This is a genomic window from Bdellovibrio bacteriovorus, from assembly GCF_001592755.1.
In the GTDB taxonomy this organism is placed as follows: domain Bacteria; phylum Bdellovibrionota; class Bdellovibrionia; order Bdellovibrionales; family Bdellovibrionaceae; genus Bdellovibrio; species Bdellovibrio bacteriovorus_E.
Genome location: NZ_LUKF01000016.1, coordinates 85,258 through 111,618 on the forward strand (window position 1 = coordinate 85,258; position 26,361 = coordinate 111,618).

Annotated in this window: 24 protein-coding genes and 1 tRNA gene; 8 read left to right on the forward strand and 17 right to left on the reverse strand. The window is 45.0% G+C overall.

The features are described from left to right. Nucleotides 1–10: 10 nt before the first annotated feature. From AZI85_RS10095 to AZI85_RS10125, 7 genes are read right to left on the reverse strand one after another with little or no spacing between them, the layout of a single operon-like run. The gene (locus tag AZI85_RS10095) at nucleotides 11–1,975 is read right to left on the reverse strand and encodes a BatD family protein (RefSeq protein ID WP_063243962.1); all 1,965 of its coding nucleotides are present in this window, start codon (nucleotides 1,973–1,975) and stop codon (nucleotides 11–13) included. After that, nucleotides 1,959–2,699, reverse strand: coding sequence for a tetratricopeptide repeat protein (locus AZI85_RS10100; protein ID WP_155723988.1), 741 nt, complete (start codon nucleotides 2,697–2,699; stop codon nucleotides 1,959–1,961). Before AZI85_RS10100 ends, AZI85_RS10095 begins: the two co-directional genes overlap by 17 nt. Further along, nucleotides 2,696–3,760 carry a vWA domain-containing protein gene (locus tag AZI85_RS10105; protein ID WP_063243963.1) on the reverse strand — a complete coding sequence of 355 codons (1,065 nt, stop codon included), beginning with the start codon at nucleotides 3,758–3,760 and terminating at the stop codon, nucleotides 2,696–2,698. Before AZI85_RS10105 ends, AZI85_RS10100 begins: the two co-directional genes overlap by 4 nt. Continuing rightward, a complete protein-coding gene (locus AZI85_RS10110; protein ID WP_063243964.1) occupies nucleotides 3,760–4,770 on the reverse strand; it encodes a vWA domain-containing protein in 1,011 nt (336 codons plus the stop codon). The genes AZI85_RS10105 and AZI85_RS10110 overlap by 1 nt, the downstream gene beginning before the upstream one ends. After that, nucleotides 4,767–5,657, reverse strand: coding sequence for a hypothetical protein (locus tag AZI85_RS10115; protein ID WP_063243965.1), 891 nt, complete (start codon nucleotides 5,655–5,657; stop codon nucleotides 4,767–4,769). The genes AZI85_RS10110 and AZI85_RS10115 overlap by 4 nt, the downstream gene beginning before the upstream one ends. After that, on the reverse strand, nucleotides 5,657–6,526 hold the full coding sequence (locus AZI85_RS10120; RefSeq protein ID WP_063243966.1) for a DUF58 domain-containing protein: 870 nt from the start codon (nucleotides 6,524–6,526) through the stop codon (nucleotides 5,657–5,659). Before AZI85_RS10120 ends, AZI85_RS10115 begins: the two co-directional genes overlap by 1 nt. Continuing rightward, nucleotides 6,526–7,500: an AAA family ATPase gene (locus tag AZI85_RS10125; protein WP_063244337.1), complete on the reverse strand. Its 975-nt coding sequence runs from the start codon at nucleotides 7,498–7,500 to the stop codon at nucleotides 6,526–6,528. The genes AZI85_RS10120 and AZI85_RS10125 overlap by 1 nt, the downstream gene beginning before the upstream one ends. Nucleotides 7,501–7,644: 144 nt before the next feature. On the opposite strand from AZI85_RS10125, the gene AZI85_RS10130 reads away from it, so the two are divergent. From AZI85_RS10130 to AZI85_RS10150, 5 genes are all read left to right on the forward strand, one after another. After that, a complete protein-coding gene (locus tag AZI85_RS10130; protein WP_063243967.1) occupies nucleotides 7,645–8,457 on the forward strand; it encodes a M56 family metallopeptidase in 813 nt (270 codons plus the stop codon). 48 nt (nucleotides 8,458–8,505) lie between these two features. Beyond that, complete coding sequence (locus tag AZI85_RS10135; RefSeq protein ID WP_063204676.1) at nucleotides 8,506–8,754, forward strand: DUF1844 domain-containing protein; 249 nt, start codon at nucleotides 8,506–8,508, stop codon at nucleotides 8,752–8,754. 12 nt (nucleotides 8,755–8,766) lie between these two features. Further along, the gene (locus AZI85_RS10140; RefSeq protein ID WP_063243968.1) at nucleotides 8,767–10,200 is read left to right on the forward strand and encodes a trypsin-like peptidase domain-containing protein; all 1,434 of its coding nucleotides are present in this window, start codon (nucleotides 8,767–8,769) and stop codon (nucleotides 10,198–10,200) included. A gap of 293 nt (nucleotides 10,201–10,493) precedes the next feature. Further along, on the forward strand, nucleotides 10,494–10,817 hold the full coding sequence (gene spoVG, locus AZI85_RS10145; protein WP_041872822.1) for a septation regulator SpoVG: 324 nt from the start codon (nucleotides 10,494–10,496) through the stop codon (nucleotides 10,815–10,817). Nucleotides 10,818–11,057: 240 nt separating this feature from the next. Beyond that, a tRNA-Gln gene (locus AZI85_RS10150) sits at nucleotides 11,058–11,133 on the forward strand. 37 nt (nucleotides 11,134–11,170) lie between these two features. On the opposite strand, the gene AZI85_RS10155 is transcribed toward AZI85_RS10150, so the two are convergent. The 4 genes from AZI85_RS10155 to AZI85_RS10170 form a co-directional block, all read right to left on the reverse strand. Then, nucleotides 11,171–12,889, reverse strand: a complete 1,719-nt coding sequence (locus AZI85_RS10155; RefSeq protein ID WP_063243969.1) for an ATP-dependent nuclease — start codon at nucleotides 12,887–12,889, stop codon at nucleotides 11,171–11,173. Between the two features lie 261 nt (nucleotides 12,890–13,150). Beyond that, nucleotides 13,151–13,513 carry a hypothetical protein gene (locus AZI85_RS10160; RefSeq protein ID WP_063243970.1) on the reverse strand — a complete coding sequence of 121 codons (363 nt, stop codon included), beginning with the start codon at nucleotides 13,511–13,513 and terminating at the stop codon, nucleotides 13,151–13,153. An 88-nt stretch (nucleotides 13,514–13,601) separates the two neighbouring features. Continuing rightward, nucleotides 13,602–14,048, reverse strand: coding sequence for a redox-sensitive transcriptional activator SoxR (gene soxR / locus AZI85_RS10165; protein ID WP_063243971.1), 447 nt, complete (start codon nucleotides 14,046–14,048; stop codon nucleotides 13,602–13,604). A gap of 60 nt (nucleotides 14,049–14,108) precedes the next feature. Continuing rightward, nucleotides 14,109–15,668 (reverse strand): FMN-binding glutamate synthase family protein, encoded by a 1,560-nt coding sequence (locus tag AZI85_RS10170; RefSeq protein ID WP_063243972.1) that lies wholly within the window; start codon nucleotides 15,666–15,668, stop codon nucleotides 14,109–14,111. Between the two features lie 406 nt (nucleotides 15,669–16,074). Here AZI85_RS10170 and AZI85_RS10175 point away from each other — a divergent pair, with 406 nt between their 5' ends. Beyond that, on the forward strand, nucleotides 16,075–19,290 hold the full coding sequence (locus tag AZI85_RS10175) for a kelch repeat-containing protein (protein WP_063243973.1): 3,216 nt from the start codon (nucleotides 16,075–16,077) through the stop codon (nucleotides 19,288–19,290). Nucleotides 19,291–19,363: 73 nt separating this feature from the next. Here the strand turns inward: AZI85_RS10175 and AZI85_RS10180 are convergent, their stop codons facing one another. The 5 genes from AZI85_RS10180 to AZI85_RS10200 all read right to left on the reverse strand — a co-directional run bounded on the left by AZI85_RS10180 (nucleotide 19,364) and on the right by AZI85_RS10200 (nucleotide 24,182). Beyond that, complete coding sequence (locus tag AZI85_RS10180; RefSeq protein ID WP_253720942.1) at nucleotides 19,364–20,359, reverse strand: extracellular solute-binding protein; 996 nt, start codon at nucleotides 20,357–20,359, stop codon at nucleotides 19,364–19,366. Between the two features lie 155 nt (nucleotides 20,360–20,514). Continuing rightward, nucleotides 20,515–21,666 (reverse strand): cytochrome c biogenesis protein CcdA, encoded by a 1,152-nt coding sequence (locus AZI85_RS10185; RefSeq protein WP_081110978.1) that lies wholly within the window; start codon nucleotides 21,664–21,666, stop codon nucleotides 20,515–20,517. Next, nucleotides 21,663–22,361 carry an ArsR/SmtB family transcription factor gene (locus tag AZI85_RS10190; RefSeq protein WP_063243975.1) on the reverse strand — a complete coding sequence of 233 codons (699 nt, stop codon included), beginning with the start codon at nucleotides 22,359–22,361 and terminating at the stop codon, nucleotides 21,663–21,665. The genes AZI85_RS10185 and AZI85_RS10190 overlap by 4 nt, the downstream gene beginning before the upstream one ends. A gap of 92 nt (nucleotides 22,362–22,453) precedes the next feature. Then, nucleotides 22,454–23,293 carry a GNAT family N-acetyltransferase gene (locus AZI85_RS10195; protein WP_063243976.1) on the reverse strand — a complete coding sequence of 280 codons (840 nt, stop codon included), beginning with the start codon at nucleotides 23,291–23,293 and terminating at the stop codon, nucleotides 22,454–22,456. Further along, entirely contained in the window at nucleotides 23,232–24,182 is a 951-nt protein-coding gene (locus tag AZI85_RS10200; RefSeq protein ID WP_063243977.1) for an arginase, read from the reverse strand. Before AZI85_RS10200 ends, AZI85_RS10195 begins: the two co-directional genes overlap by 62 nt. Nucleotides 24,183–24,291: 109 nt before the next feature. On the opposite strand from AZI85_RS10200, the gene AZI85_RS10205 reads away from it, so the two are divergent. Continuing rightward, a complete protein-coding gene (locus AZI85_RS10205) occupies nucleotides 24,292–24,999 on the forward strand; it encodes a lysophospholipid acyltransferase family protein (RefSeq protein ID WP_063243978.1) in 708 nt (235 codons plus the stop codon). Between the two features lie 55 nt (nucleotides 25,000–25,054). On the opposite strand, the gene AZI85_RS10210 is transcribed toward AZI85_RS10205, so the two are convergent. Further along, the gene (locus AZI85_RS10210) at nucleotides 25,055–25,555 is read right to left on the reverse strand and encodes a hypothetical protein (RefSeq protein WP_063243979.1); all 501 of its coding nucleotides are present in this window, start codon (nucleotides 25,553–25,555) and stop codon (nucleotides 25,055–25,057) included. Nucleotides 25,556–25,669: 114 nt separating this feature from the next. Here AZI85_RS10210 and AZI85_RS10215 point away from each other — a divergent pair, with 114 nt between their 5' ends. Next, nucleotides 25,670–26,287: a phosphoribosyltransferase gene (locus AZI85_RS10215; RefSeq protein ID WP_063243980.1), complete on the forward strand. Its 618-nt coding sequence runs from the start codon at nucleotides 25,670–25,672 to the stop codon at nucleotides 26,285–26,287. Nucleotides 26,288–26,361 lie beyond the last annotated feature (74 nt).

Sequence of the window (26,361 nt, forward strand, 5' to 3'; positions counted from 1 at the left end):
TTTGAGATTCTTATTTTACTTCCACGGCCGAAATCACTGAGCTGATAACTTTTTTTGCTTTCTCGACATTGGTTTTCATTGTCGATGGATCTTTAAGTGATCCCAGCATTTCTTCCGGTGCAAAGCTCATGGTTTGAAAGATCTCAAAGTTCTTAGCAATATCATCACCGTGATCGCGGCGCAGACTTGGTGGCATTAAGCCCAAAAGTCTTTCAATTTCCTGAGAGGCGCCACCTTCACCCGCAACCTCCCCCAAAACCATGTAGAAGATATTGGTCATTTCCACGCCCACTTTGCGGTAGTCATTTTTGCCAAGGGCACTGTCGACTTGTTTGTAGCGTTGGTGAACAAGTTCTTTCAAGGTACGACGACGGCGTCCCCAGCCGAAATCTCTTTGCGCTTTCACTAACAAACCCAAGCCCATGGCGCCGTAGACAATCGCCCACAACCAAGGACGATAAAGAACACTGGCCTCTGTAGAAGGTTCCCAATTCATCACCGGATCGGGAAGTTTGTTTTCAACAACCGTCGGTTTCGCCGGCGTCTTTCCATCAGCTAAACGCGATGAAGAACCTACGGGCGCATTGGGATTATTCACGACTTTTAAAGTGATCGGTTGAGTCGTACGCGTGTAGTACTTCCCCGACTGCGGATCAAACATACTGACACTCAATGCGGGGATGACCATGTCGCCTTCTTGACGAGGAATGACCAGCACTTCAAATTCTTTGTAACTGCGACCGTTTTTAAAGAACTTCGATTCTGATTTAGTGTCGTATTGCTCAAGACCCGTCGGCCAGGCAATCGCGGGAAGATCAATGACTTTCGCATTCCCCGCCCCTTCAAAGCGCACTTTCAGACTGACGGGTTGATTGACCGGTGCCGTCTGATTTTCAACGCTCGAGTGAACTTCAAACTGCCCGACGGCGCCCGTGAAATCTTGCGGACGTCCTTCCGTCGGAAGAGGTTTTACCTTGATGTCGACGCGAGCCGAACTTTTTGTGTACTCGTAAGGCTTTCCGTAAAAACCACCGAACTGCGCTAAGGTTCTTACGCGAGATTTGATTTTATATTCATCAATCACCGCGCGACCTGGTTTGATCGGAAACAACGCATGTGATGCGAGCAAAGCTTTCTTCCAAGCCACTCCATTCACGACTTCTTCAGTGAATTGAATGGAAGGGACTTCTTCAATGATCTCTTTCCAGAAGCCTTTTAAGCTTGGGAACTTCAAACGATCTAAAGTTTCCATCTGGCCGCGCGTATAAATATACCAGTTTACAGTGACTTGTTCGCCCTCATAAACTTCGGTCTTGTCCACTTCAACAGAAATAAAAAAGGCTTCGTTGGGATTTGTTGGCAGACTTCGGAATGCTGCTTCGGGAAGTCCTGTGTTCGCCGAAGGCCAATTAATATCATCTGGAACTTGCCCCATCTGTTGTTGCAAAAGTCTTTGGCGCTGTCTTAAAAGCTGATTGAAGATCTCTTCATCGGCCTGATCCATAGCTTCAAACGGATCGTCGAAACCAGGCTGGGTCGGACGCTTCTGAGGTCTACCTGCTGAACCTTGCCCGCTCACCGTGACAAGGATAGGTTTTGTGCGATGAACTTTCCCATCTACCACGACTTCAAAGGCATCCACACTGAGCTGCCCCGTGCGCTTCGGTCCCATAGTGTAATGGAATTCTTTACGTCTTTGAGTTTGGAACTGCATCCCTTGGGGCGTTCCCACAAGCTTCTGCGCCACCGCCGTGGACTGAGAACTATTTAATAGATCAAAGCCATCTAAGTCCGGAATGCGCGGCTCTGCGATATCATGATCTTCCGTCGATACGACAGAAACAGTCACCGTAAACGTGTCCGTAAGGCCGACCTCATTGCGGTCGACGGTCGCTTGCACTGTCGGTGCGGCATGCGCGAAGAATCCAAAAATAAGGAAACTTAGAAAGAACAGAAAATTACCAGTCTTTGTCACGAGGCTGCTCCTTCACTTCTTTGCGATTGTATTCAGCACGGATTTTTTCTTCCTGCTGTTTCAACTCACCCAGAATTTTTTTAACATCAGCTTCTGAAAGTTCCTTTCCTTGGAAAGGACGAGGCTTGTATTTCGGCGACTGCTGCACTTGCTTTTTATCATCTTTCGGCTCTTGATCTTTTGGATCTTTATCCTTTTGATCTTTGCCATCCTGATTTTGCTGTTGCTGCTGGTTTTGATCGCCTTGCTGATTTTGTTGATCTTGTTTGTTTTCTCCACCCTGTCCTTGTTGGGATTGGGTCAGAAGTTCGATATTGGTTTTTACTTCATTTGAAGACGGAATGATTTCCAAAGCCTTTTGATAAACGGCCAAGGCTTCATCCACCTTTTTAGCTTTTCCTAAAAGTTGAGCGCGGTTAAAACGCGCCATAAAGACAAGCTCTAACTTTTCTTCTTTTAAAGCTAAGTTTTCGGCTTCTTGATAAGATTGAAGCGCTTTTTCAGCTTGTTGCAGACCTTCAAAGCTCAACCCTAAATTCAAATGCAGTTGCCCCACGAAGGGATCAAAGCGCAAAGCTTCAAGATACTTATCCATCGCGGGCCCGTAAGCTTGCGCTTGAACCTGCTTATTGCCTTCGCGGTTTAATTCCAATGTTTTTAGATGCGGCCTTCCCGGCCCGCAACCCACAAACACTAAAGGGGCAAGAATGAAAAGCTTCTTCATTGCGGTGGTACCTCATAGCGTCCTTTCCAGAAACGGAAAGAATGTCGGCGTTCGCCTAAGAAGATTTCTAAAAGGGCTAATAAAATACCAATGAATAAAATCATCTGGAAACGCTCTTCGTATTGGACAGCCATCGTCGTATCAAATTGCGTGCGCTCCAATTTTCCAATGTCTTCAACTAAGAGCTTCGTTTGATCACCACCAAAAGTGGCAAAATAGAAACTTCCTTTACCCGCTTCTGCTAAAGCTCTTAAAGCATCGCCCTTCACCGTAGTGATAATGGTTTGTCCTTGGCGGTCTTTCTTGTAGCCTTTTAAAAAGCCCATGCCGTCACGGACTGGGATGGCCCCGCCTTTTTCAGTTCCGTAAGCAAGAGAGAAAATACGAACACCTTCATCGGCCATTTTCTTAGCTTCATCTAAAGCGCCTTGTTCGTGATCTTCCCCATCAGAGGCAATCAGAACTACGCGTGTCACCTTAACGGTGCTATCCGTAGAAACCCCACCGCGCTCAAAAGCTTCTTTTGAAATTCGAAGAGCTTCTGTGAAGTTCGTTCCTTGAGTAGATACTGACGAAGGCTCTAAAGATTCTAAATACATTTTGATCGCGCCAGGATCGTTCGTCAGCGGAGACAGCAACGCCGCAGAACCGGCAAACGCCACCACGCCCACTTTATTTCCCGGCATCAGATCGATCAAACGACTGAGTTCTGATTTTGCCTGCGCTAAACGCGAAGGTTTTACGTCTTCTGCTGTCATACTTTCCGAGACGTCCACGGCAAAGATGATTTCTACACCTTCGCTTTTCACCTCTTGCTGACTTTCACCCATTTGCGGGCGAGCTAAAGCCAAGACGAAGAAAAAGACGACTAAAAGCTGCAGAATATTTTTAATAGCTCTTTTCTTTGACGATACGGAGCTTGAAAGAAATGGATAAAGTCTTTTACCAATCGCACTTTGCAAGACCTGGCGCGAGCGACGGTCAAAGAAGAAGCCAATCACGATGATAACTGGAATCAACCAAAGATAGTTAAAGGCGGCGATGTTTTCAAAGCGAAACATTATGGCACCCTCCTTAACCAAGATCGACCTAATAAGATAGCCACGAGATAAGTGATTAAAGCGATCACGAGGTAAGGCGGAAATTCTTCCGTGTAACTTGTGAACTTATTCACGTCGATTTTTGTTTTTTCTAGATTGTCGATATCGTTAAAGACTTTCTGTAACGCGCCTTCGTTTGTCGCGCGATAATATTTACCGCCGGTTTCTGAAGCCATGCGACCTAAAAGATCATCATTCACGGCACTTTCAAATGGCTGATAAGTTTTGATCTTTTGGCCGAAGATGTCTCGAGTATAAACCGGGATTCTTGTCGGTCCGTCTTTACCGATACCGATAGAGTAAACCTTAATGCCGTAGCCTTTGGCGATCTCTAAGCCCGTTTCAGGATCAATGGTGCCTGAGTTGTTTTCACCGTCTGTCATAAAGATCATGACACGGCTTTTTGCTTGAGAATCTTTTAAACGTCCCGCCGCGTTTGCCATTGAAACACCTAATGCGGTTCCGTCTTTGATTTTGGCGCTGGAGGCACTTGTAATTTCACCTACGCGCTGAAGGATTAATTGATAATCTAAAGTTGGTGGAACCAACGTGAAAGACTCTCCGGCAAAAACCACCAGACCGATACGGTCGGAAGTTCGGGCTTCGATGAACTTTTTAATCGTCTCTTTAGCCGCTTCCAAACGATTCAAAGGCTTCATATCTTCGATTAACATACTGTCAGAAACATCTAGACAGATGACGATATCGATACCTTCGACGTTCTTACGGATCTTTGTGTTCGTGGTTTGCGGACGAGCTAAGGCGATGATGGCAAAAATGAGGGCGACCCCTTTAAGCAACATCGGAACATTCATTAATCGAGATCGCAAACTAGGACTGACTGACTTCAGAAGCTCGACCGAGCCAAATTGCAAAGTCGGTGTCTTCGTTCTTTTTTTCCAAAGAACCCAAGCCAAAATTAAAACCAAAGGAAGGATCAACCAAAAGGCCGCTATGGAATGAAAAGTCATGGCAATCTCTCCATCTTCTCAACCAAGAGGCGACAATGAGTGGTGATGTTTAAAACATCTTGTTCGTTTAGTTTCTCTTTGTCCTGAATAGCGCGATTGTATTCTTTAAATAAATTCTTTAAGTCTGGACCGTATTCAACATAAACCGCACGGTGATACTTTTTAAGATCTTTCAAAATAAGACGATCACTCCACTCCATCGCAGGCATCTGATAGCGACGAGTCAGGAAGAGCTTTAACATATCGTACGTCGAAGTGATCGCTTCTGGAATATGATTCGGATCGGCTTTGCCGCCAAAGAACACCGTATTCATTCTTTGCAGACGACGCAGACTTTGGTGGAATTGCGCTAAAGGCGACATCGCAGAGTCATGCTCTTTCAGCTTCGCCAGCATGTTACGACGTTGAACCACGCGAAAGACTTTTCCGGCAAGCAAAAGAATGACCAAGCCAATCACACCAGCCAAAAGAGCCCAATACAACATGGGCACCGGTAAAGACGCAGGCCCTATCGGTCCAAACGGTTCTTGCTTCACTGGTGGCTGACCGGGTTGTTGTTTTTCTAGGACGGACTCCACTTGATATTGGACAGGTCCCAGATTCAACGTTGTTGTACCGTCAGTGAGTTGCAAATCTTGGTATTGAAAATTTCCAGCTTTATAAGCCGTGACTTTGACATCGGCTTGAGTCGTAGATCTAAACTCAAAACCCAAAAGATGGATTTGATATTTCTCTTCTGGTTTTAAATTGAAATGCAATTTTTCCTGAGCAAGATCTTTCGGGAATTCCCCGTCACAGACTAAAAGAAACTCGCGACCCACCGTTAGTTGGTTGTCGTTCAGTCCTTCTACGGAAGGTATTTCTGTCTTGCACTGAATAGCTGCCATTATTTTCTCTTCTTAAAAAACGCCACCAGCGGATTGACGTAGTCTTCGCTGGATCTTACATCGACACGTTCCACCTGCGACAAACGCAGCAGGCGATCGCGCTGTTCCTTGTTTTTTTGAACAGCTTCTTCATACTGAGTGCGAAACGCCTCAGACGAAGTGTCGACCGTGAGGACTTCCCCGGTTTCTGCATCCTGAACCTCGATGACTCCCATTTTGGGAAGCGAGTATTCAGCGGCGTCGTTCACCACGCAGGCGACGACGTCATGCTTTCGACCTAGAAGTCGTAAACTTTGATCAAATCCTTGATCCATAAAATCGCTGAACACAAAAATCGTCGCGCGTTTTTTCAAGACTCCTTGCAGATAGCTGAAGCCTTGAGAAAGTTTCGTGCGATGACTTTTGGGTTGATAATAAAACAAATCGCGAAGCAGGCGGTGCACATGACCGCGCCCCTTTTTTGGTGGCACAAAGTGCTCGACCTGATCACTGAATAACAATAAACCAATTTGGTCGTTATTTTTCACTGCCGAAAAGGCCAAGAGAGCCGCCATATGAGTCATCACTTCGCCTTTAAAGTAAGGACCCGTGCCGAAGTCACTCGATCCGCTGACATCAACCGCTATGATCAACGTCAACTCACGCTCTTCTTCAAAAGTTTTGATGTACGGTTTTCCCGTTCGCGCTGTAAGGGGCCACGAGATACTGCGTACATCATCGCCCGGGACGTACTCACGGAAGTCTGCAAAGGTCATCCCTTGGCCTTTAAAAGCCGTGTGATATTCGCCCGCAAAAAGATTGTTCACAAGTTTCCTTGTGTTGATCTCTAAGAGCTTAACCTTTTTTAAGACCTCTGGAGGTAAACTCACTAGGGAACCTCAACCTGGCTTAGGATTTCTTTGATGATGTCGTCCGACTTGATATTTTCCGCTTCCGCTTCATAAGTCAGAATCAAACGATGTCTCATCACGTGATAAGCAATCGCCTTCACGTCTTCCGCCGTCACATAGCCGCGACCGCGAATAAACGCATGTGCCTTCGCTGCACGATACAGACTGATCGTCGCACGCGGCGAACCGCCGACGTTGACTAAGTTGGCAATACGACTCAAACCGTATTCACCCGGCTTACGTGAAGCCATGATGATTTCTACGATGTAGTTTTTAATTTTTGCGTCGACGTAAATTTGGTCAGCACGTGCAGAAGCTCTTAAAAGATCTTCTTTTGAAATCACCGGATTCACGACAGGTTTTTCGTTAGAACCCATGCGGTTTAAGATCTCAAGCTCTTCGCCCTTACCTGGGTAAACGACGTTGATCTTAAACATGAAACGGTCCATCTGAGCTTCTGGAAGAGGATAAGTTCCCTCTTGCTCTAGCGGATTTTGGGTCGCAAGAACCAAGAATGGATTAGAAAGTTTGTACGACTCTTCACCGATCGTGACTTGTTTTTCGGCCATGGCTTCAAGAAGCGCTGATTGCACTTTTGCGGGCGCACGATTGATCTCGTCGGCCAAAACGATGTTTGTGAAGATAGGCCCTTTACGAGGAGCAAATTCTCCCGATTTCGGATTGAAGATCATCGTACCGATCAAATCCGTCGGCAATAGATCCGGAGTGAACTGAATTCTTTGGAAATCCAAAGAGATTGATTGAGATACCGTGGCAATCGTCAGAGTTTTCGCCAAACCAGGGACACCTTCTAACAAGATGTGTCCACCAGTTAACAGACCCATCATGATGCCTTCCACCATTTCCTTTTGTCCGACAACGACCTTGTTGATTTCGGTCATCATTTTTTCAATAAATTGGCTTTCTTGTTTGATGGCAGCATTCAGAGCCATGATGTCAACTTCGCTCACCTATTCCTCCTCGGAAGATAACCTCTATATTTCACAATTTTCCCATTAAGTTCGCAAGCTTGGACTTTCTAGGACAGTGCTTCCTCTACCCTTGCCAAGGACGACAGAAAGTGGGACAAAATTATTATGATTAACAACAATACAAAAGTCTGGATCTTCATTCTTACAAGCTGCTTAGCACTTCTTGTCGTCGGTTATCAGTTGGGCGAACGCCTAGGGTTGTTAATCGGATTTCTGCTATCGCTGCTTTTAAACTTCTTCGTTTTCTTTTACGGAGAAAGCCGCGTGCTTGCGAAGCTCAATGCAAGACGTCTGAAAGGCCAAGACTCTTGGGGTTTGATTTCTAAAGTAGAAAAAATTTCGGCAGAGTTGGGAATGCCGGCACCCGCGATCTACATCACTCCGCACACTTCAGCTAACGCCTTCTGCGTGGGTCACTCTTGGAAGCGCGGCTCTTTAGGTTTCACTGCGGGACTTTTACAAAAGCTTGATGAAAAAGAATTAGAAGCCGTGGTGGCCCATCAGATTTGCCACATCCGTCGCTTAGATACTTTTGCTTTTGGTGTCAGCAGCACACTTGCAAATTCCATCGTGGGCTTGGGGCAATTCTTAGACAATCTTCTGCCGTACAATTTGCAGTTTTTCATGCCTTTGCTTTCACCGGTGGGTTGGCTGATTATCAAGTTTGTCGTTGGTGAAAAATCTTTTTTTGAGAATGATTTGATGGCCTCAGAACTTCTTGAAAATCGCGGAAGACTGGGCGAAGTTTTGTGGCGCATGGAAGGTTTGGCGCAGACCAATCCTTTGGAAATTCCACCCTGCACCAGTCACCTTTTCATGGTGAATCCCGAAGGTTTTAAACAAAAGAATTTATTTTTAAAATCCCACCCTGCCATTGAAGTGCGTTTGCAAAAATTGATGGGTTATTACCCCATCTAACTTGACAGAGGGATTTCACAACTCAAGTTTTTATAAGGTGGTTTAATTATGGGTGAAAAATTAGAAGCCTCTTTTTCCGTTCTTATCATGTCCATTGCCTCTTCAGCCGTGATGGCCATGGGTCTAGCTCCGAACCCGCAAACTGGCGAAACATCCAAAGACAAGAATATGGCTCGCTTTAATATCGACCTTCTTCTGGTGCTTCAAGAAAAGACCAAAGGAAATCTGACTGGCGATGAAACCAAATTTTTGGAAAACTTAATAAGTGATTTGCAAATGAAGTACGTGTCCATCTAAAGGAGACTTTGTATGAAGAAGTTCTTAGTGTTGCTTCTTGCGGTGTCCATGGTTGCACCAGTGACTGAAGCACAAACAGTTTTACCAAAAGACGCACCGAAATTAAAACTCAGCGATCCTCTTCCGGGAAATCTTTTTGTTGAGTTGGCAAAAGCCGTAAATCCTGCGGTCGTAAATATCTCGACCACCGCTTTACCGAAAAACATGCCAGGCCGTCGCGATCCGATGTTAGATATGTTGGAACAGCTTTATGGCTTCCGCATGCAACAACCTCAACAACAACAGCGTCCGCAACAAATGGGCTTGGGAACAGGCTTCATCATTCGTGAAGACGGTTTGATCATCACCAACAATCACGTGATCGCAGGTGCTGACGTTATCAACGTTCAGCTGAGCGAAAAATCAAAAGACGTCTATGAAGCGACTTTGATTGGAAGCGATGAAAGAACAGATATCGCGCTTATCAAAATCACTCCGAAAGCCGGTGAAAAACTTCCTTACGCTGTGCTTGGCTCTTCGAAAGATGTCGAAGTCGGCGAATGGGTGGCCGCTTTCGGGAATCCATTTGGTCACGGCCACTCGATGACAAAAGGTATTGTCTCTTCAAAAGGTCGCGACATCACAGAGATCAATAAGATTCCTTTGATTCAAACCGATGCCAGCATCAACCCGGGGAACTCAGGCGGTCCGCTTGTGAATACAAAAGGGCAAGTGATCGGCGTGAACTCGGCAATTGATGCCCGTGCGCAAGGTATCGGCTTTGCGATTCCTATCGATGAAGTTAAATCCATTCTTCCTATTCTTGAAACAAAAGGGAGGATTGCGAGAGGTTACATCGGTGCCGCGTTGGGCGATTTGGATCCTGATGCTGCTGAGTACTTGGGCCTTGGCGATGTTCGTGGTGCGGTTATCACCAACATGGATCCGAAAGGACCTGCTTTCAAATCAGGAATGAAAACTTACGACATCGTGACAGAGTTCAACGGTAAAACCATCCGCAACTCTTTAGACTTGATGGATGCCGTGGCTGATTCTCCGATTGGCAAACCCGCTAAAGCTAAAGTCATTCGCAATAACAAAGAAATGTCATTGTCCGTGAGCGTGGCAGAGCGTGCCGAAGACAAACGCATCGTCAAAGCACAGGCGAAAACTTACGAAGGTCAAAAAGCTCCATTTAATTTAGGATTCTCTGTGATGGATCCAACTCCAGAACTAAGAACAGAATGGGGTCTTCCTTCCGACATGAAGCAACCTGTAGTAATTGAAACCGAGCGCTCAAGTGCTGCTTCCCGCGGCGGCCTGCGCGTCGGCGACGTAGTTCTAGATGTGAACAAAAAGCCTGTGGACAACACCAAAGATGTCCTCAAACACCTCAAAAAAGGCGACAACACCCTCAGAATCGCCCGCAACACCCGCATCCAAATCATCAACATCACCGCCAACTAAAAGGTGCCTGCTTCTTTTTTGAAATCCGGCGCGTTAAAAGCCCACTTTTTGAAGTGGGCTTTTTTATTTTAAGCGCGTCAATACGCATACGTAATATGGGATTTCTTTGTTTACATGCTATACAAATGGGCACTTTGTCTCACTCCGGGACAAGGCGGCCGGGGCTTTAAATGTGAACTAAAAAAATCCTCGACCTAGGTCTTTAGTTTTTTTCGGGTCTTCCGAGAAGAATAACGGACCATAGTATGGCTCCAAAGTTTGCAACAAGAACGACACCGCGAAAGGGACACTACATGAAAGTCACCGAGGTCAAAGTATTTCCAGTCAATGAGGACCGCCTTAAGGCCTACGTGTCCATCACTCTCGACAATTGTTTCGTCGTCCGCGACCTGAAAGTGATTCAGGGAACTAGCGGCCTTTTCGTGGCGATGCCCAGTAAAAAACGCAAAGATGGTCAGTTCCGCGATATCGCACATCCGTTAAATCAGGAAACGCGAACAATGATCGAAGACCTGATCTTTGAAGCTTATGAAAAAGAATTAAAATCCATGGGAGAAACCCTAGTAAATCTCAAACGCCAAAAGGCGCCTAACAGCGACTACGGCGACGATTACTAAGGTTGAAGTTCCCTGCTCATCGCCAACTTGTTTTCTGGTGTGGAGAAGACAAGGGAGGCGGCTTCAAATAAAACCCATGGAACCTTTAAAGCCCGTCGATCCCGACGGGCTTTTTTTATCCAAAAGGTGCCAGGGGACTTTTGGTTTGCGTCCCCTTCTTAACGATCTGTTGACGCATTGAATCTTTTCTTGCTTTTGCAGGGCAAAATCCGTAATTTAGCGATTCGTAAGTCTTCTAATTGGGGTATCGTCAAGTTGGTAAGACAACAGATTTTGATTCTGTCATTCGCAGGTTCGAGTCCTGCTACCCCATCCATTTTCATTTTTCATCAATAAATTCAAATACTTATGAATTAGGAAAATTGCCATATTTCTTCTTTTTCATAGCCATTTTTCTGCACCCATTCCTTTAATTTTTTTTCCATATCAGAAAAGCTAGCTGTGAGAATGGCCGTGTCTTCTTTAAGTATTCCTTCTTTAAGTTTTTGCATTTTTAAGTGGCCTTGTTCTTTTTTAAATTCTTCCGAAGTCATTTTTTTATGTGCGAAAAAAGGTTTATCTTCGGAGATCTCCTCATCGAAATAAGCTCTCTCAAAATCTGGAATACTAGATATTACTTCGGCCAAAACACCCAGCGTTTTCGCATGTTCAACTATCTCAAATATTTTCTCATTCTCTCTCCACATTGCATTGGCAATTGGTTTCTTTTTTCTAATTGCTTTAGGCGCGTCAGTATCGTGCATAATTATATATGGAGTTCCAAATTGATTTAAGATTTTCGCGAACAATACTAAATTTGCTTTTCCCATACAGTTGATTATCACGAGTTCATGTCTATGAAGTTCATCTTGAAATAGGTGACTAAAGACAGTAGCTTCTGTCTCTCCTTCAACAAGAATTACTTTTCTTGCGAAAAAGAATTCGTTAATCGTTGGATGACAACTTCGAATAATTCTTAAATTTTCTCTTTCGTCATCGGTAAAAGTATTTTCTTTTACTGAAAATGCGCTTGTTTCAGCATTGTTTTTAATAGCAACAATTGTGGTATGAGGCTTGGATACATCGATAAAAACCGGCGAGTGCGTTGCAGCCATTACTTGCCATCCATCCACCGAAGCAAGGCTATAAAGTGCCTCTCTTGCAAGTCTTACTAACGGCGGGTGAAGAAATGACTCTGGTTCGTCGATGAGTAAAATTCTTGACTTATCTGCTTTAACTACGCTCTTTCCTTTTTTTAATTTTCCCTCTTCGGCCAATGCTGAAATCGCAGACCAAAGAAAAGTACGCTGAACTCCACTTCCCTGATTCGCCAATGCTATTCCTGTATTTTTATCAGACGTTATTGTTAAGTAAGATCCCGTTCCAATAACCTTTTCGGCTTCAAACTTACCAGATCCAGGACTTAATTTAATTCTATAACCAGGAAAGACATTTTCTACTTTGGAAGAAATCAAATTACATACTTTATCAGCCTCTTCTTTTAACTGTTCCCCTAGTTGGTTCGTTAACGTATTTATTTCCTCTACGATCTTACCAACATTAGCGGCATCAGACTTTATGGCAGTCTTGATAGCTTCAGTTAATAGACCTACAACAGCTTCCTCTATTTTCTCATGACCATCTGTTGCTTTAATCCTCAAAGGAACAGGTATTCTACTTACTAAAAGTGAATCCCATCCACCAACGCCTCCATCAATCCAGTCATTTTTTTTGGGGTCCCAGCTTTGCTTTTTTCCTGAAGAACCAGGGGTCTCCCAGATCCACCGTACTTTAATGCTATCATGTCCATCCTCATCCTTATATTTCCAGTTATCGCCAAGAGTTTTTAAATCTTCAGTCGTAACGTGCGAGAACTCACCAGCAATTATCACTGGAGAAAGGGGTTCTTTATTAAAAAATTTTTCTTTAGCTATGCCTTGTCCTGAAGATGCAAAAGCCTCATAAGCATCTAATATCGTAGATTTCCCCACGTTATTCGGTCCGACTAGAACCACAATATTATCGATCTTTATCTTGCATCCAGTACTTCCGATTGGACCATAATTAGATATTTCCAACTTACTAAGTCTCATACAATCTCCCAAACATATGTGGATAAACAGATTTGTATGTTATTAAAAATAATAATTTGTTTGCATCAATTTCAGAAAAGACTGGCCCTTAACTAGACATAGTTTAGTCATTTAATTTTAAAACTTTGCAGGCCCCGGCTTCGGGACGAAAAAGCGTGACGCTTTTTCGTGGGAGGAGCCGAGCCGGCGGTGATAATTCAGAGGAGATTAGAATAAGGAGCTTCTGACTCAAAGCCAGAGATCTAAAATCTATTTTCAGAACTAAAAAGAAGGCTTAAGAACAGCAAGCCCAATAGCCACTGACGAAAGAATCAAAATTACTCCGTAGTGAATCGCGACGAACTTGGGCTTCTTCTTAATAGCGAACGCAACCAATCCAAGAAGAATCCAACATGCCGTCTTTGCTTGCGCCCAGTTGGGAAAATTCTCGTGCATACCTAGAACTCCAACCAACTTGAACGCTGTCACAAAAACTAAGATCCAACTAATGCCGTGGGTGATGAAGCCCCATTTGCGAAGAGCGTTTTTGCCGCCGATCCAGCATCCGCCGATTATAAATCCCAGGCTGACAACAAGGGCCGCGATACTGATGATATGAAGTGTTTTATACGTTAAATATTCCATGAAGGACCTCTCTAGTTAATGAAGGTCCACTCTAAAACCTCAGGTTAACTTGAGGTCAAGATACAAAAAGCTGCGGTGATACGTTCCTTTAGAGAAGAGCGGCACCGGGACCTTTTTTCGCTAATCTGTCTTTTGGATTTCTTAAGGGGCATTCTTTTAGAGACAAACATCCGCAACCAATGCAACTATTCAGCTGATTTTTCAGCTTCGTCATGTGCGTGATTCTTTCTTCAAGATCTTTTTTCCATTTCGTTGATATCTTTTGCCAGTCGGCTTGGGAGGGTGACCGATCTTGAGGCAACAGTTTCAAGGTTTCTGCGATTTCCAGAAGAGAAAATCCAACACTTTGCGCCGCTTTAATTATGGCAACCACGCGCAACATGCCTCGAGGAAAGCGTCTTTGATTGCCTTCCGTGCGCCATGATTTGATCAGGCCTTTTTCTTCATAAAAATGAATAGCAGATACAGGAACGCCGGATCTTTTCGATAGCTCTCCAACACTCAGTGTTTGCCCTAATTCATTTGCGCCAGACATGCCAACCTCAACTTTACTTGAGGTTTAGCATGCTCGCCCTGGTTCCTCCAGCAAAAACGCTTAAACAGTTTCCGGCTTAAGACTTATCTCTCTGGCTTCCTCACCGTGACTCGAGTTCAGGGGCGTCGGTTCAGGGTAAAGATCCTGATAGGTTTTAATGTGATTCTCATCGATGCGCTTGTACAAGTCCGCGCGGCTGAGATCTTGATGTCTTGAGAATCCCATCGCGCCGATAATATGCGCCACTGTTCCCAGGGTTTCGCCGTGGAAATTCTTAACACGTTCGCGCTTCGTGGGAACGTGAAGACCTTTTACCAAATTTGGATCTTGTGTTGCTACTCCCGTCGGGCATTTGTTGTTGTTGCAGCGAAGGGCCTGAATACAACCCAAGGCCAACAACATCGAGCGAGCCGCATAAGTGGCATCAGCACCAATACAAAGAAGCTTCACGATATCAAACGCCGTCGTGATTTTTCCTGTCGCCAATACTTTTACTTTATCGCGCACGCCAAATTTTTTAAGAGTATCTACGACAATCACCAAAGCGTCGATGCCGGGCATACCCATGTAGTTTGAAAATTCCAAAGGCGCAGCACCCGTCCCACCTTCAGCTCCGTCAACGGCGATGAAGTCAGGATAAGAATTCTTTTTCGCCATTAGCGACACCAGCTCTTCAAATTCTCTGCGATGCCCTAAGCATAGTTTAATACCGACGGGTTTTCCGCCGGAAAGTTCGCGCAAGGTTTCAATGAAGGTCAACATCTCTGCGGCATCGTGGAAAGCACTATGTCCCGGAGGAGAAATCACGTCTTTCCCTAAAGGAACGTTACGAATATTTGCGATCTCTTGCGTGACTTTCTTTCCCGATAAGATCCCGCCATGCCCCGGCTTAGCACCCTGAGAGAGCTTAATCTCAATCATCTTCACATGAGGGTGTCGCGAATTCTTTTTGAAAAGCTCGGGATCAAAAACGCCGTCATGAGTGCGGCAACCGAAATAACCTGTTCCAATTTGCCAAATGAGATCTCCACCCATTTCTAAGTGATACGGAGAAATACCACCTTCCCCCGTGTTATGAGCGAAGTCGCCATCTTTAGCGCCGCCATTCAAAGATAGAATCGCGTTCGTCGAAAGAGAACCAAAGCTCATTGCAGAGATATTTAGTAAAGATAATGAGTAAGGCTGTTTACATTTTTCTCCGCCCACCATGATGCGCAGATCTTTTTCACTGACATGTTTGGGATACATGGAGTGAGTCACAAACTCATAACCTTGTTTATAAACATCGTGCTGAGTTCCAAACGGAACAGTGTCTAAAACTTTTTTGGCGCGCTGATAAACCACCGAACGTTGTTCACGACTGAACGGGCGGCCGTCTGTATTTGACTCGATAAAGTACTGATTGATCTCGGGGCGAATCGATTCCAAAAGATAACGAAAATGCCCAAAGACCGGAAAGTTTGACTTGATCGCATGACGAGTTTGACGAATATCGCGAATACCCAAGGCGAAAAAGGGAACGAAAAAGAAGAGAGATAACAACCCGATCGTCCAATAGAAATAAAATAAAACGTTCAACGCACACACGACCACAAGGGCGATGTAAAACTCTTTTCTCATTATTGAGCCTCGAAATTATGTATCTCTAAAACAATTGCGAAATCTTCAAAGCCCAGTATATAAAACTTTGGCGGATAAAGACAGTCACTTGGACTTAGGCTGTGCGCAGCGCCTTCGGATCCGAACTTCATTCAAGAATTCGCAGTTTACGTCGTGCTGCACCACCACCGCACCATATCAGTTCATCAGTTTTCTGTGGTGTTCCAGATCCAGTCTATCGCGGAACGCAAAATATCCTTTCCGCAGCGCTATAAGATTTCAAACGATGACGTCCTATTTTGAGACGTAGAAATTACCAAATTAAAATCCCCTTTCCCCACCTATTGCCTAATAAGGCCCCCATAACTACCCGATAAGTAATCATATATTTATGAGGAACGTATCCGGTACCGTCCTTGGGACAATCATGTTGGTTCTTTTGCCGCTGTTGAGTGGTTGTACTTTGGAAGTCCAAATCGACTCCGCTGATGAAGTCGTTTTTCCTAGTCTTGATACAACAATAAACTCGTCTAAGCCTTCCAGAAATCATTATCCTTCGATTAAAAGAGCTTTAAATACCGCAACCACTTTATTGAATAAAAAAATTCTTGTAGCTGGTGGCGCCTACGATACCTCTCCCATCCCGGCTACGACTGCACTTACTAGCGTAGAGCTTTATGATCCAGAAACAGGAGTTTGGTCACAAGCCGAAAATCTTCCGCAGGCAAGATTGAACCACACCGCCACTTTACTTCAAGACGGAAAAGTTCTGCTAATTGGTGGAACTACGGCTAACGACGGCTCCGCTTGTCTAAACACCACGGCCATATATGACCCGACTTCAGGCACCTGGAGTACGGCCGCATCTTTAACGACCGGCCGTTGTTATCACACGGCGACTCTTTTAGAAGATGGCCGTGTTGTCGTTATGGGTGGACGAACGACCAACACCAACGTTCTTACAACTTCGAATTACAGCAGTTCTGTCGAGATTTATAATCCTGGAACCAATACGTGGACGTCGGCGGCGGCGATGTCGGCGGCGCGCGCTTATCACAGCGCGGTTTTACTAAAGAACGGAAAAATTCTTGTCGTCGGAGGACGAAACACTTCTACTCTTCTCACAACGGCACTTTACAATCCGAGCGGCAACTCGTGGGCTGCAGGCCAGTCGCTAACTAAATCCAGAAAAGATCACACGGCCACCCGGCTTCCAGATGGAAAGGTTGTTATTATCGGCGGAGTCGATGGCACGACCGCACTCACTGACACTACGATCTTTGATCCGACATTGGGGGTTAATGGAACTTTTTCAGACGGGGCCCCGTTAAGCGTCGTTCGCAAATCTCACACAGCGACTCTTGTCGGGGATAAAATTTTTGTTGTCGGTGGAGGAACAGCTACCACGGCTTACAAAGACACGCTGATGTATAATCCATCGACGAATCAATGGAGCACTTTAGATGATCTGGAAGTTGGCCCCCGCATTTTCCACACAGCGAATATTGCTGGAAAATATTTAGTGGTTCTAGGCGGAATTCCCTCACCAAGCACTACCGCATCTGTTCACGCCACACCTGAAAAATTGGATCTTTCTGCTTATGTGTGGAAATCAGAAGCCTCAATGTCGGTGGATCGCTTCATTCCTGCTGCGGCACTTTTGAAAAATGGAAAAGTATTAGTCGCTGGTGGTTTATCAACGGCTCCAACGTTTGTGTATCAAGCCTCCAGTGAAATCTTTGATCCTTCTACCAATACTTGGAGTGCAGCGGCTTCCCTTCCCGCAGCACGTGTGCGCAGTACAGCCACTGTTCTTTCTAATGGCAAAGTCTTGGTAGTTGGCGGTCAAGACGGCGCAGGTACTTTTAATTCGAGTGTCATTTATGATTCCGATTCTGATACTTGGAGTTCAGGACCCTCCATGTCTCACTATCGCTCTGCACATACCGCGACACTTTTACCGAATGGAAAAGTTCTGATCATCGGTGGTACTGGCGATATGGGTGGTACGTCCCTTCCCGCCCCCGCTGAAATTTACGATCCCACGACAAACTCGTGGAGCTTAACTCCGAATATGCCCACTCCTAGTTACTTCCACACCGCGACGCTGGTACCTGATGGGACAGGTGGAAAAGTTTTTGTCATTGGCGGATCATCGACCACCTTTTTAGCGTCATTGCAAATTTACGATATCGCTTCGAACTCTTGGTCCGTGGCAGCCTCTCTGACGGAAGCGCGATCGGGCCATACTGTGACATATTTAAATGGAAAACTTATTGTGGCCGGGGGTTACAGTCCTTCGGGCGCCTTAAGCTCAGTTGAGATCTATGATATCGCAAGCAACACTTGGAGTGCAGGCGCTTCGCTTTTAGTGGCGCGAAATGCCGCAGGAGCTATCGCACTGGCGAGTGGAAAAGTATTAGTGATTGGTGGTCAATCCACAACTGGTGCCGGCCTTGTCAGTTCTGAAATTTATGATCCTGCTACTAACACATGGACGATGGATCAAAGAACTCTCAATGAAGGCCGAGCGATGTCTCCTATTTTCACGTTGAATGACGGCCGTCTTCTTCTCGTCGGTGGCGCAGATCCAGCAAATGCCATGGCCACGGTTGAGTCTTACAGTCTTAGCCCGATGACTTCTCCAGAATGGAAAGCTCCATCACTTTTAACAGGCAGATCTTATCACACGGCGACCTTGCTGAACGATGGCCGAGTGTTCGTCGCTGGCGGAGTTGAAGGCGCAAATCCTGCAACAAGCACGAGGATATATACGCCTTCTTCGAACACGTGGACGACGGGACCGAATCTTTCCACGTTCCGCGGATATCACACGGCGACACTTTTAACTTCGGGAAAAGTATTTATCGCGGGCGGAATGAATGCGAACAACGATGCAATCCAGACTGCTGACGTGTATGATCCAAACACGAACTCGATCACAACGATAAACATGGTCGTACCTCGCATGCTCCATTCGGCAATCCCTTTGCCTGGAGGGAAAGTTCTTGTTTCGGGTGGGACCAACAATATCACATCTATAACTACCAAAAATGAAATTTGTGATCCCGCTCTAGGCTCCTGCACGGCTTCCTCGGATCGCCCTAATGGTTCTTACGATCTCGCCGTTGCCTTAAAGACAGGGGAATATTTATTTGTAGGCCCTTTTGGAGTTAATCTTTATCAGCCTCTTACTGATACGTGGACTGCGGCGGCTTCAATGACCTCACCGCGCGCTTACCATACGGCAATCACATTGGCCTCTGGAAAAGTTCTGGCTCTGGGAGGAGTGGATGTGAGCACCGGCAACCCCACAACCACGACGGAGATTTATGATCCTACCACAAACTCCTGGAGTGCTGGTCCTTCCTTGGATGCGGCACTGCTCTTTCCGGTAGCAAATCTTCTGTCTTCCGGCGAAGTCGTGCTTACGGGCGGCTTGGTCGGCATTTCAACGACGTCCGATAAAAATGTTCGCGTGTATGACCCAGTAGCAAATCGGTGGACGTTAGCGCAGCCATTGAAAGAAGCTCGCAGTCATCACACGGCGACGCTTTTAAAAAACGGACATCTGATGGTCTATGGAGGAGAGAATTCCACCTTTGGCGCTCTCCCCTTCTGGGAACAAGTTTTTGAACCTTAGCCAATGCACAAGACAAATAAAAAGCCGCTTCTTTTTCAAGAGCGGCTTTTCCAAGCTAGCAAAAAATGAATAATTATTTGTAACCGACTTTATTCATCAACTCTTTTGCTTTCGGAGCTTTTTCAGCGATCGTTCCAACGTTTGTTGTATCTTCAACGAATGCGCCGAAGTTGATCAATGTTGGAGCAATTTCAGCTGTGCGGTTCGATGGGTATTGGCTGAAACCGTTAGCTACAACTTCTTGAACTTTTTTAGAAGCAAGGTACTCAAGTAGCATGTTGGCTTCTTTCAAGTTTTTGGAAGCTTTCGTGATACCGATACCAACGCCGTTGATATGCGCACCAACGTCTTTTTGGTTTGAGAAGAAAGGTTTCACTGGGAAACTTGGGTTGTCACGAACAAGAGGAGCCAAATAGTAAGTGTTCGCAATACCTACAGAGCAAGTTCCGCTCGCGATAGCGTGGATAAGATCTGTATCACCTTTGATTGGATCAAGGGCTAAGTTATTCACCCAACCCGCAAAGATCTTTTCAGTTCTGTCTTCACCTAAGTGGTGAACGAATGAAGCACCCAAGGCTTCGTTGTAAGAGTTGTTAGAAGTTCTTAGGCAAAGGTGCCCTTCCCATTTAGAATCAGCCAAGTCTTCATACGTTGACAAGTCTGCTGGGTTTACTTTGTTCGTGTTGTACATGATCACGCGGGCGCGATAGAAAATCAAAAACCATCTGTTGTTCGCATCAATCAAGTGAGCAGGGATGTTTTGCGTAACATACGGAGCATTGAAAGCTTGCAAAAGACCTTTGCTGTCCGCTTGTCCTAGGTAAACGATGTCTTTATCAAGATATAAGTCCGCTGGTGTGTTCGCGCCTTCAGCGGCAAGACGATTTACAAGATCCGTTGAACCAGCATTTACCACTTCCACTTGGATACCAGTAGCTTGAGTGAAGGGAGCAAAGATAGGTCCCAAACGAGCACCGTCGTAAGAAGAGTAAACGACCAATTTATCAGTTTTAGCGAAGCTGACACTTGCAATTAGGGACAAAAGAACGCCAACAATCAATTTTGACATGACAGATTTCCTTTCACTTTGTGTTGGCGGGTTGTCGGCCATATAAGCGTGAAAGTCAAAGAATGAGAATTTTGTATTCAGTAGGTTTTCAACTACTGGGTGTTTAGGCTGCTAAGTAGATTCTTTTGAATATGATCCCTGTATCAAAAAGGGTTCTAGCACGTAAGTCCATTCCCACTATCGTCACAACTTTGTCCTTCATTGAACTCACTTGGCGGAGTCACCGCAGGCGGAACTTTATGCTTCTTCATGCAAGTCGTATGCGGAATCATATCTAATCCTTGGCGAAGTTTGGTTTCACTTTGGTATCCCACCGAGTGAGCCAGTTCTTTACCTTCAGGTGATATCAAACTCACAGTGGGCACCGCACGTACGTTGAAGAGATCCGCGATTTTCTGATTTTCAGCTTTCCCTACATTCACCCGAACAATTTGTACATTCTTGGAGTTACATTCTGCTTCGACCGCTGGAAGATAGGACTCCATTGCGTGACAAACGGGGCACGTATCCGTATGGAAGAACAGCAACTTGTGCGGGGCAAGTTTAGAATCGTTTAAAGTTAGTTTTTCGCCCGTTGAACTCACGAACTCAACTTCAGTCACCGCGGTTTCCTTTTCAAAAACAGCAGGAAGATTGCTTTGGGTTAGTATAAAAACACCCAAGATCATTAAGCCGTACCCCGTCGCTTCTTCAATTTTTGGAAGATATTTGCGGATAGCTTTAAGCTTTTCAGACACAACTTCGCCCCCGAAAGCCAAAGCTACAAAAGGCGCTACGACTCCGGATCCAAAAGTTAGCATCATCAAAGCACTCTCCCACAGCGTGCGATCCTTTGTTGCCACATAAGCCAAGACGCCACCAAGGATTGGTCCTACACACGGTGTCCAAGCTAATCCAAAGGTCGCGCCAAATATGAACCCATGAAGTGACTTTGGAAAATACTTTTTAATATCTGGCAAATAAGCGGATCGTGACATCCAAGAAAAAGCCTTAGAGTCATCACTATTCTTTAAAACAAGTCCCGACATTTTAAGGCCGTAAAGTAGGATGATAATTCCTGAGATTATCAGAAGATAAACCTTTGATTCGCCCAAGAAATCGGTGACGAAAGGAAGGCTCATTCCCATCAAAGTAAAGGTCAAAAGAAAACCTAGAGAGAAAAGCAATGTCGCACGAACTCGTGCAAACTTCGATGTGCCTTCGGTCATAATATAGTTCGCTGCCACAACAGGAACCATAGGCAATACACACGGTGATATAAAAGTACCTAATCCTGCAGCAAAGAGACCTAACCATGTGAATGTCATATTTTATCTCCCTGAATCAATTGAAGTTGGAAGGGGCTATCTCTTAATCGATAGGCTTTATAACCGTGTGCACGTAAGTGGCGGACAGCTTCAGTCGCATAGGAACAATACCGTCCTCGACAATACACATACACAGGTTTTGTTTTCAGCAAACCCAAAGTTTTTGGATGAGTGGATTTAACAAGAATTTCTGCAGGAATCGCTAAAGCTCCAGGGACTTTTGTCATCGCAGATTCTTTAGCTGTGCGAGCGTCCACAAGCAGAGCCTTGCCCTCTGCTACCAGATCAAATACTTCACCCGGAGTTTCATCTGCAAGCAATGTTGAGTCCGTCAAAAGATCTTCTTTGTGATTTAATTCCTCATCCACTTCGTGAGCTAGATTCTGAAATCCCTCCCATAGTTGAAGAACCATGGGATTGGTGACTCGATAGATACGACTGAGTTTGCGACGCTCACAACTCACGATTTTCATTCGAGCAAGTCGTTGTAAATGTTGCGAAACATTTGCGACTGATTCGCCCGTTTCAATGGAGAGTTCTTCAACACTACACTCGGCTTGCGCCAAAATCTGAACGATTTTTAAACGCGCTGGAGAAGCAAATGCAGAAACAATTTGACTGATGGTCTCATAGACACCTTTGCGAAGGTCTTTGGGATTTTGCGTATCAGTCGAAGGGTGAGTTGTTTTCGTCATGTATTCAAGTGTTCAATAGATTACTTGAATAGTCAATGGGTGAAAATAAACCCCGTAAATACAAGCATTTACGGGGTTTACGAGTGAAGTCGCTACTTCGAAATCGAGAATCGAGACGCTAAACTTTGCGCCAAATCCTCTTTACGCAAAACTGTTAATAAATCAATACAATCAAAATTTTCATCAAAAGCCGGTTCGCACGCAACCTGCGCCCCCAACTTCAAATAAGATTTTAAAAGAGAAGGAATAAGCTCTTGCGCTTCTGCGGATTGCTCTTCCGTCAGTCCTTTGTCGAAGTACTCATACCAGTTTCTAAAATCCTGCATCGTGAACTTCTTCGTTGGTTTGCAGGGATACTTATTGGAAACCAAGCCCTGGTCGACAAGATACTTCTGAGTCAAAGCAGCTTCGCGAGGTGAATTGATTTTTAAACTAGAACAGCCAAAAAGAACTTTGGCTTCACTTAAATTCATGTATTCCGCAATCCCTCTCCATAGGAGCGAAATGATCGAGCCTTTGCGATAGTCTTTATGAATGCAAGCACGGCCTAGTTCCAAAAAAGGACCTTCGTTTTCGCTGAAAAACTTTTGCAGTTCAAATTCTAAGGCCGTGTAGGACTCTTTAGAAAACTTCGAGCAGTTGACACGGTACGTACCGATGATCTTTTTCAATTCCTTATGAACGATGATCAAATGATCGAAGTAGTAATCGAATTTATCAAAATCAAGTCCCGCCCCCGTCATTCCGCGGAATTCCTGATTGAACACTTCATGGCGCAGACGAAAACTTTCGATCAATTCTTCAGGAGTCTCGGCAGTTTTAATCACATAAGAGCCGACTTCAATATTCATATTGATTTTGGCTTTGAATTTATGGACTCGATTCCAACGAAGCTGCGTAGTTTGCTTTAATTGATCGACTAATGCCATCATGGATTTCCCCCGGGTGAATCAAGGACATTAAAAATTGAAGAGCTGCAAAATAGGTTTTAAAGACATCGTCAGCGCTTCCCAACGAGGGATTCACCTCTACGATATCTACAGAACTCAAAGATGGGTGCTGTGAAAGGCTTCGTCCTAACGTCGTCACATCATCCAACGTCAATCCTTGAGAAACAGGAACGCCGGTGGAAGGCGCTACTTCAGGACTTAAGCTGTCGATATCAAAACTGACATGCAAGGGTCTTCCTTGAACTTGAGAAAGAACTTTGCGAGAAATCGTTCTCATTCCTTGAGAGCGAACATCCGACGCGGTGAACGCGGTAATTCCTAGTTCCCGCACGATTTCTTTCTCAAAAGGATCTAGATCCCGTACACCCACATAAATAAGACGGTCTGCCCGCACGACATTCTGAATCCAAGAAAAATGAGTGGAAGCAATTCCCTGCACGTTTAACAAGATCGAAAGAGGCATTCCATGCAAGTTTCCGCTCAAAGAGGATTCGGGAAGATTCACATCCGTATGTGCATCAATCCAGACAATATAGCCCTCAGGATTCTGAGAGGCAAAGGCACCGACCGTCGCTAAAGCCACGCTATGATCGCCACCCCAGTTTAAAAGAACTTCGGGTTGTTTTAAGAGATACTGAATTCTTGCGTAGGCTTCTTTATAAGGAAGCCAATTAAAAAGAGAAATGTCGTCAACAGAGCGAATCTTTGTTCCGTAAGGCTCGTTGCTTAAGACTTCTCCACAATCAATCAGGCTATATCCCTGCTTCTTCAAGAAAGGAAAGTACTGACGAAAATATTCGTGAGAACTCTTAAGTCCGTTTTGCTCCTGGCCCACTTCAAAGCCCAGGCCCAGAAAATTGATTTCCTTCATTAAGTAAAGGGTGAAAGCAAAAATACATTTTGTCGTGTCATGGTTTTGTCAGGTCGTCTTGACTTAATCAAAACATGGATTCTTTCATCAATGCCTCTATGATCAGGGCATGAAAGCCATTACATCATTGACTGATTCTGTGGGACTCTTCGCAAAAACCTATCACTACTTGCAAAAATCAAAACATCCCGAAGCCAGCGTGGAGGATCTAAAACTTCAATGGGCGCAAGACATGCTTTCTCGCTTGCGTATTGATCTTGCAGTATCAGGGAAGGTTTCAGAGCAAAAGTCGCTGCTGTTCTTGGGAAATCACGTAAGCTATCTCGACATTCCCCTTCTTATGAGCACCGTACGAGGTCTTTCTTTCGTCGCGAAAGAAGAAGTCGGTTCTTGGCCCATCATCGGATCGGCTGCAAAAAAAATTGATACTGTGTTTGTGAGGCGCGAAAGCGGATCTTCTCGACAGCTCGCAAGGCAATCTGTCCAGGAAGCTTTAAGCAATGGTCAGCGCATAGCCATTTTCCCTTCAGGGACGACTTGCATGCACGAAAAGAAAGTATGGCGTCGAGGAGCTTTTGAAATCGCTTACGAAAAGAATTTTTTCTTTCAACCTTTTCGTATTACTTATTTACCCTTAAGAGCCGCAGCCTATATCGACGACGACTTTTTGCCATCGCATTTGTACAATCTTTTTGGCTTAGAACGAATTCACGCCAAATTGGAATTCCACGAACCGGTGCAAATTAAAGATCCGGTCGTGGATTGTGAATACTGGCAGAAATGGACCAAAGACTTCGTCACTGCCAGCCAAAACTAAAGCCGCACTCTGCTAAAAAGCAGAACCCGGCGCAGACTTGAACGCGGATGCGTTTTTACTTTCGATTTTTCTTAGCAATAGACAAAAGAAAAGCGTTCTCGCCCTTCTTACTTATCTTCGTTTTTTGTGGGGAAGGCTTCTTCGGCGCTCGCTCGACTTTTTCGGGCTTGGATAACTCGGAAGATTTCACAGGAATTCCGAGCAACATATTACCCCGCGATATTTCACGCATCATCTGCTTCACTTCGTCCTCAAAATTTTCAGACTCTGCCGGGATATAAAGCCAATCTTTATTCGCGGGATGGTTTTCTAAAAAAAGATATTTTAGGAAGAACGCATTCTGAGCTTTCTTTTCAACAGGAAAAATACACCCGTTCCAAAGTTCGAAAGGATAGCTGACACCTTTATGCTCATAAAGTCCGCGGCGCTCGACCAAAATAAGGACAAGCTTCATGTCGACATAATAAGCCATGCCCCCATTTTTAGGGACACAGTCGTAGCCAACAGGCAAAAGCTCTTCGATCCAAAGAAGATTGTGAATGGGTGATTGCTCCATGTTCCAAAGAATACATTAGAAATACCCCCTGGACACCTTTATATTTAAAATTAGATTTGGAGGTGTCCCATCAAATTTATAAAATATAGAGACCGTAAAGATGCCGGTCACCGCTTGGCCACCTTCCTAAAACAGAAAGGCCATCCTCTTAATCGCGATTCTGTTTTGTTAGCTCTCCCTCGAGGTGGGGTGCCTATTGCGCACGAACTATCTCATTCTCTGGACATCCCGTATGATGTTCTTATCGTACGAAAAATTGGTCATCCCGAAAATGAGGAATTTGGTATCGGGGCCCTGACAGAAGGAAACTTTTTTTTGATCAATCCAGACATACCGGCAGAATTTAGACCTTCCGAAACGGCCGTGCAAAAAACAATAGATAAAGAGAAGAAAGAACTCGAGCGGCGCAGACAGCTATACCGTGGCGGCAGAGACCTGAAAGAGCTTAAAGGTAAGACAGTCTATCTGGTCGATGACGGTCTTGCGACGGGAGTCACGGCGCGAATTGCCGCTAAGTATGTGCAAAGCAAGGGAGCTAATGAGGTCTATCTTGCCGTGCCTGCAGGTTCCCTCAGAGCGGCGCAGGAAATGCGCGAAGAAATAGATGATGTTCTTTGTCCTTTAGAAACCGACGCCTTTGCCTTCGTGGGGCAATTTTATGAAACCTTCGGGCAGGTCTCTGACGAAGAAGTGATTCAACTTCTTCGCTTACGACAGAAGACACATTCATAACCACCTTCATATTCCCTGTTCAAAAGTTTTTCACAAAAAATCGTTTTATCTGGATCGAACATCTCTATTTAAAT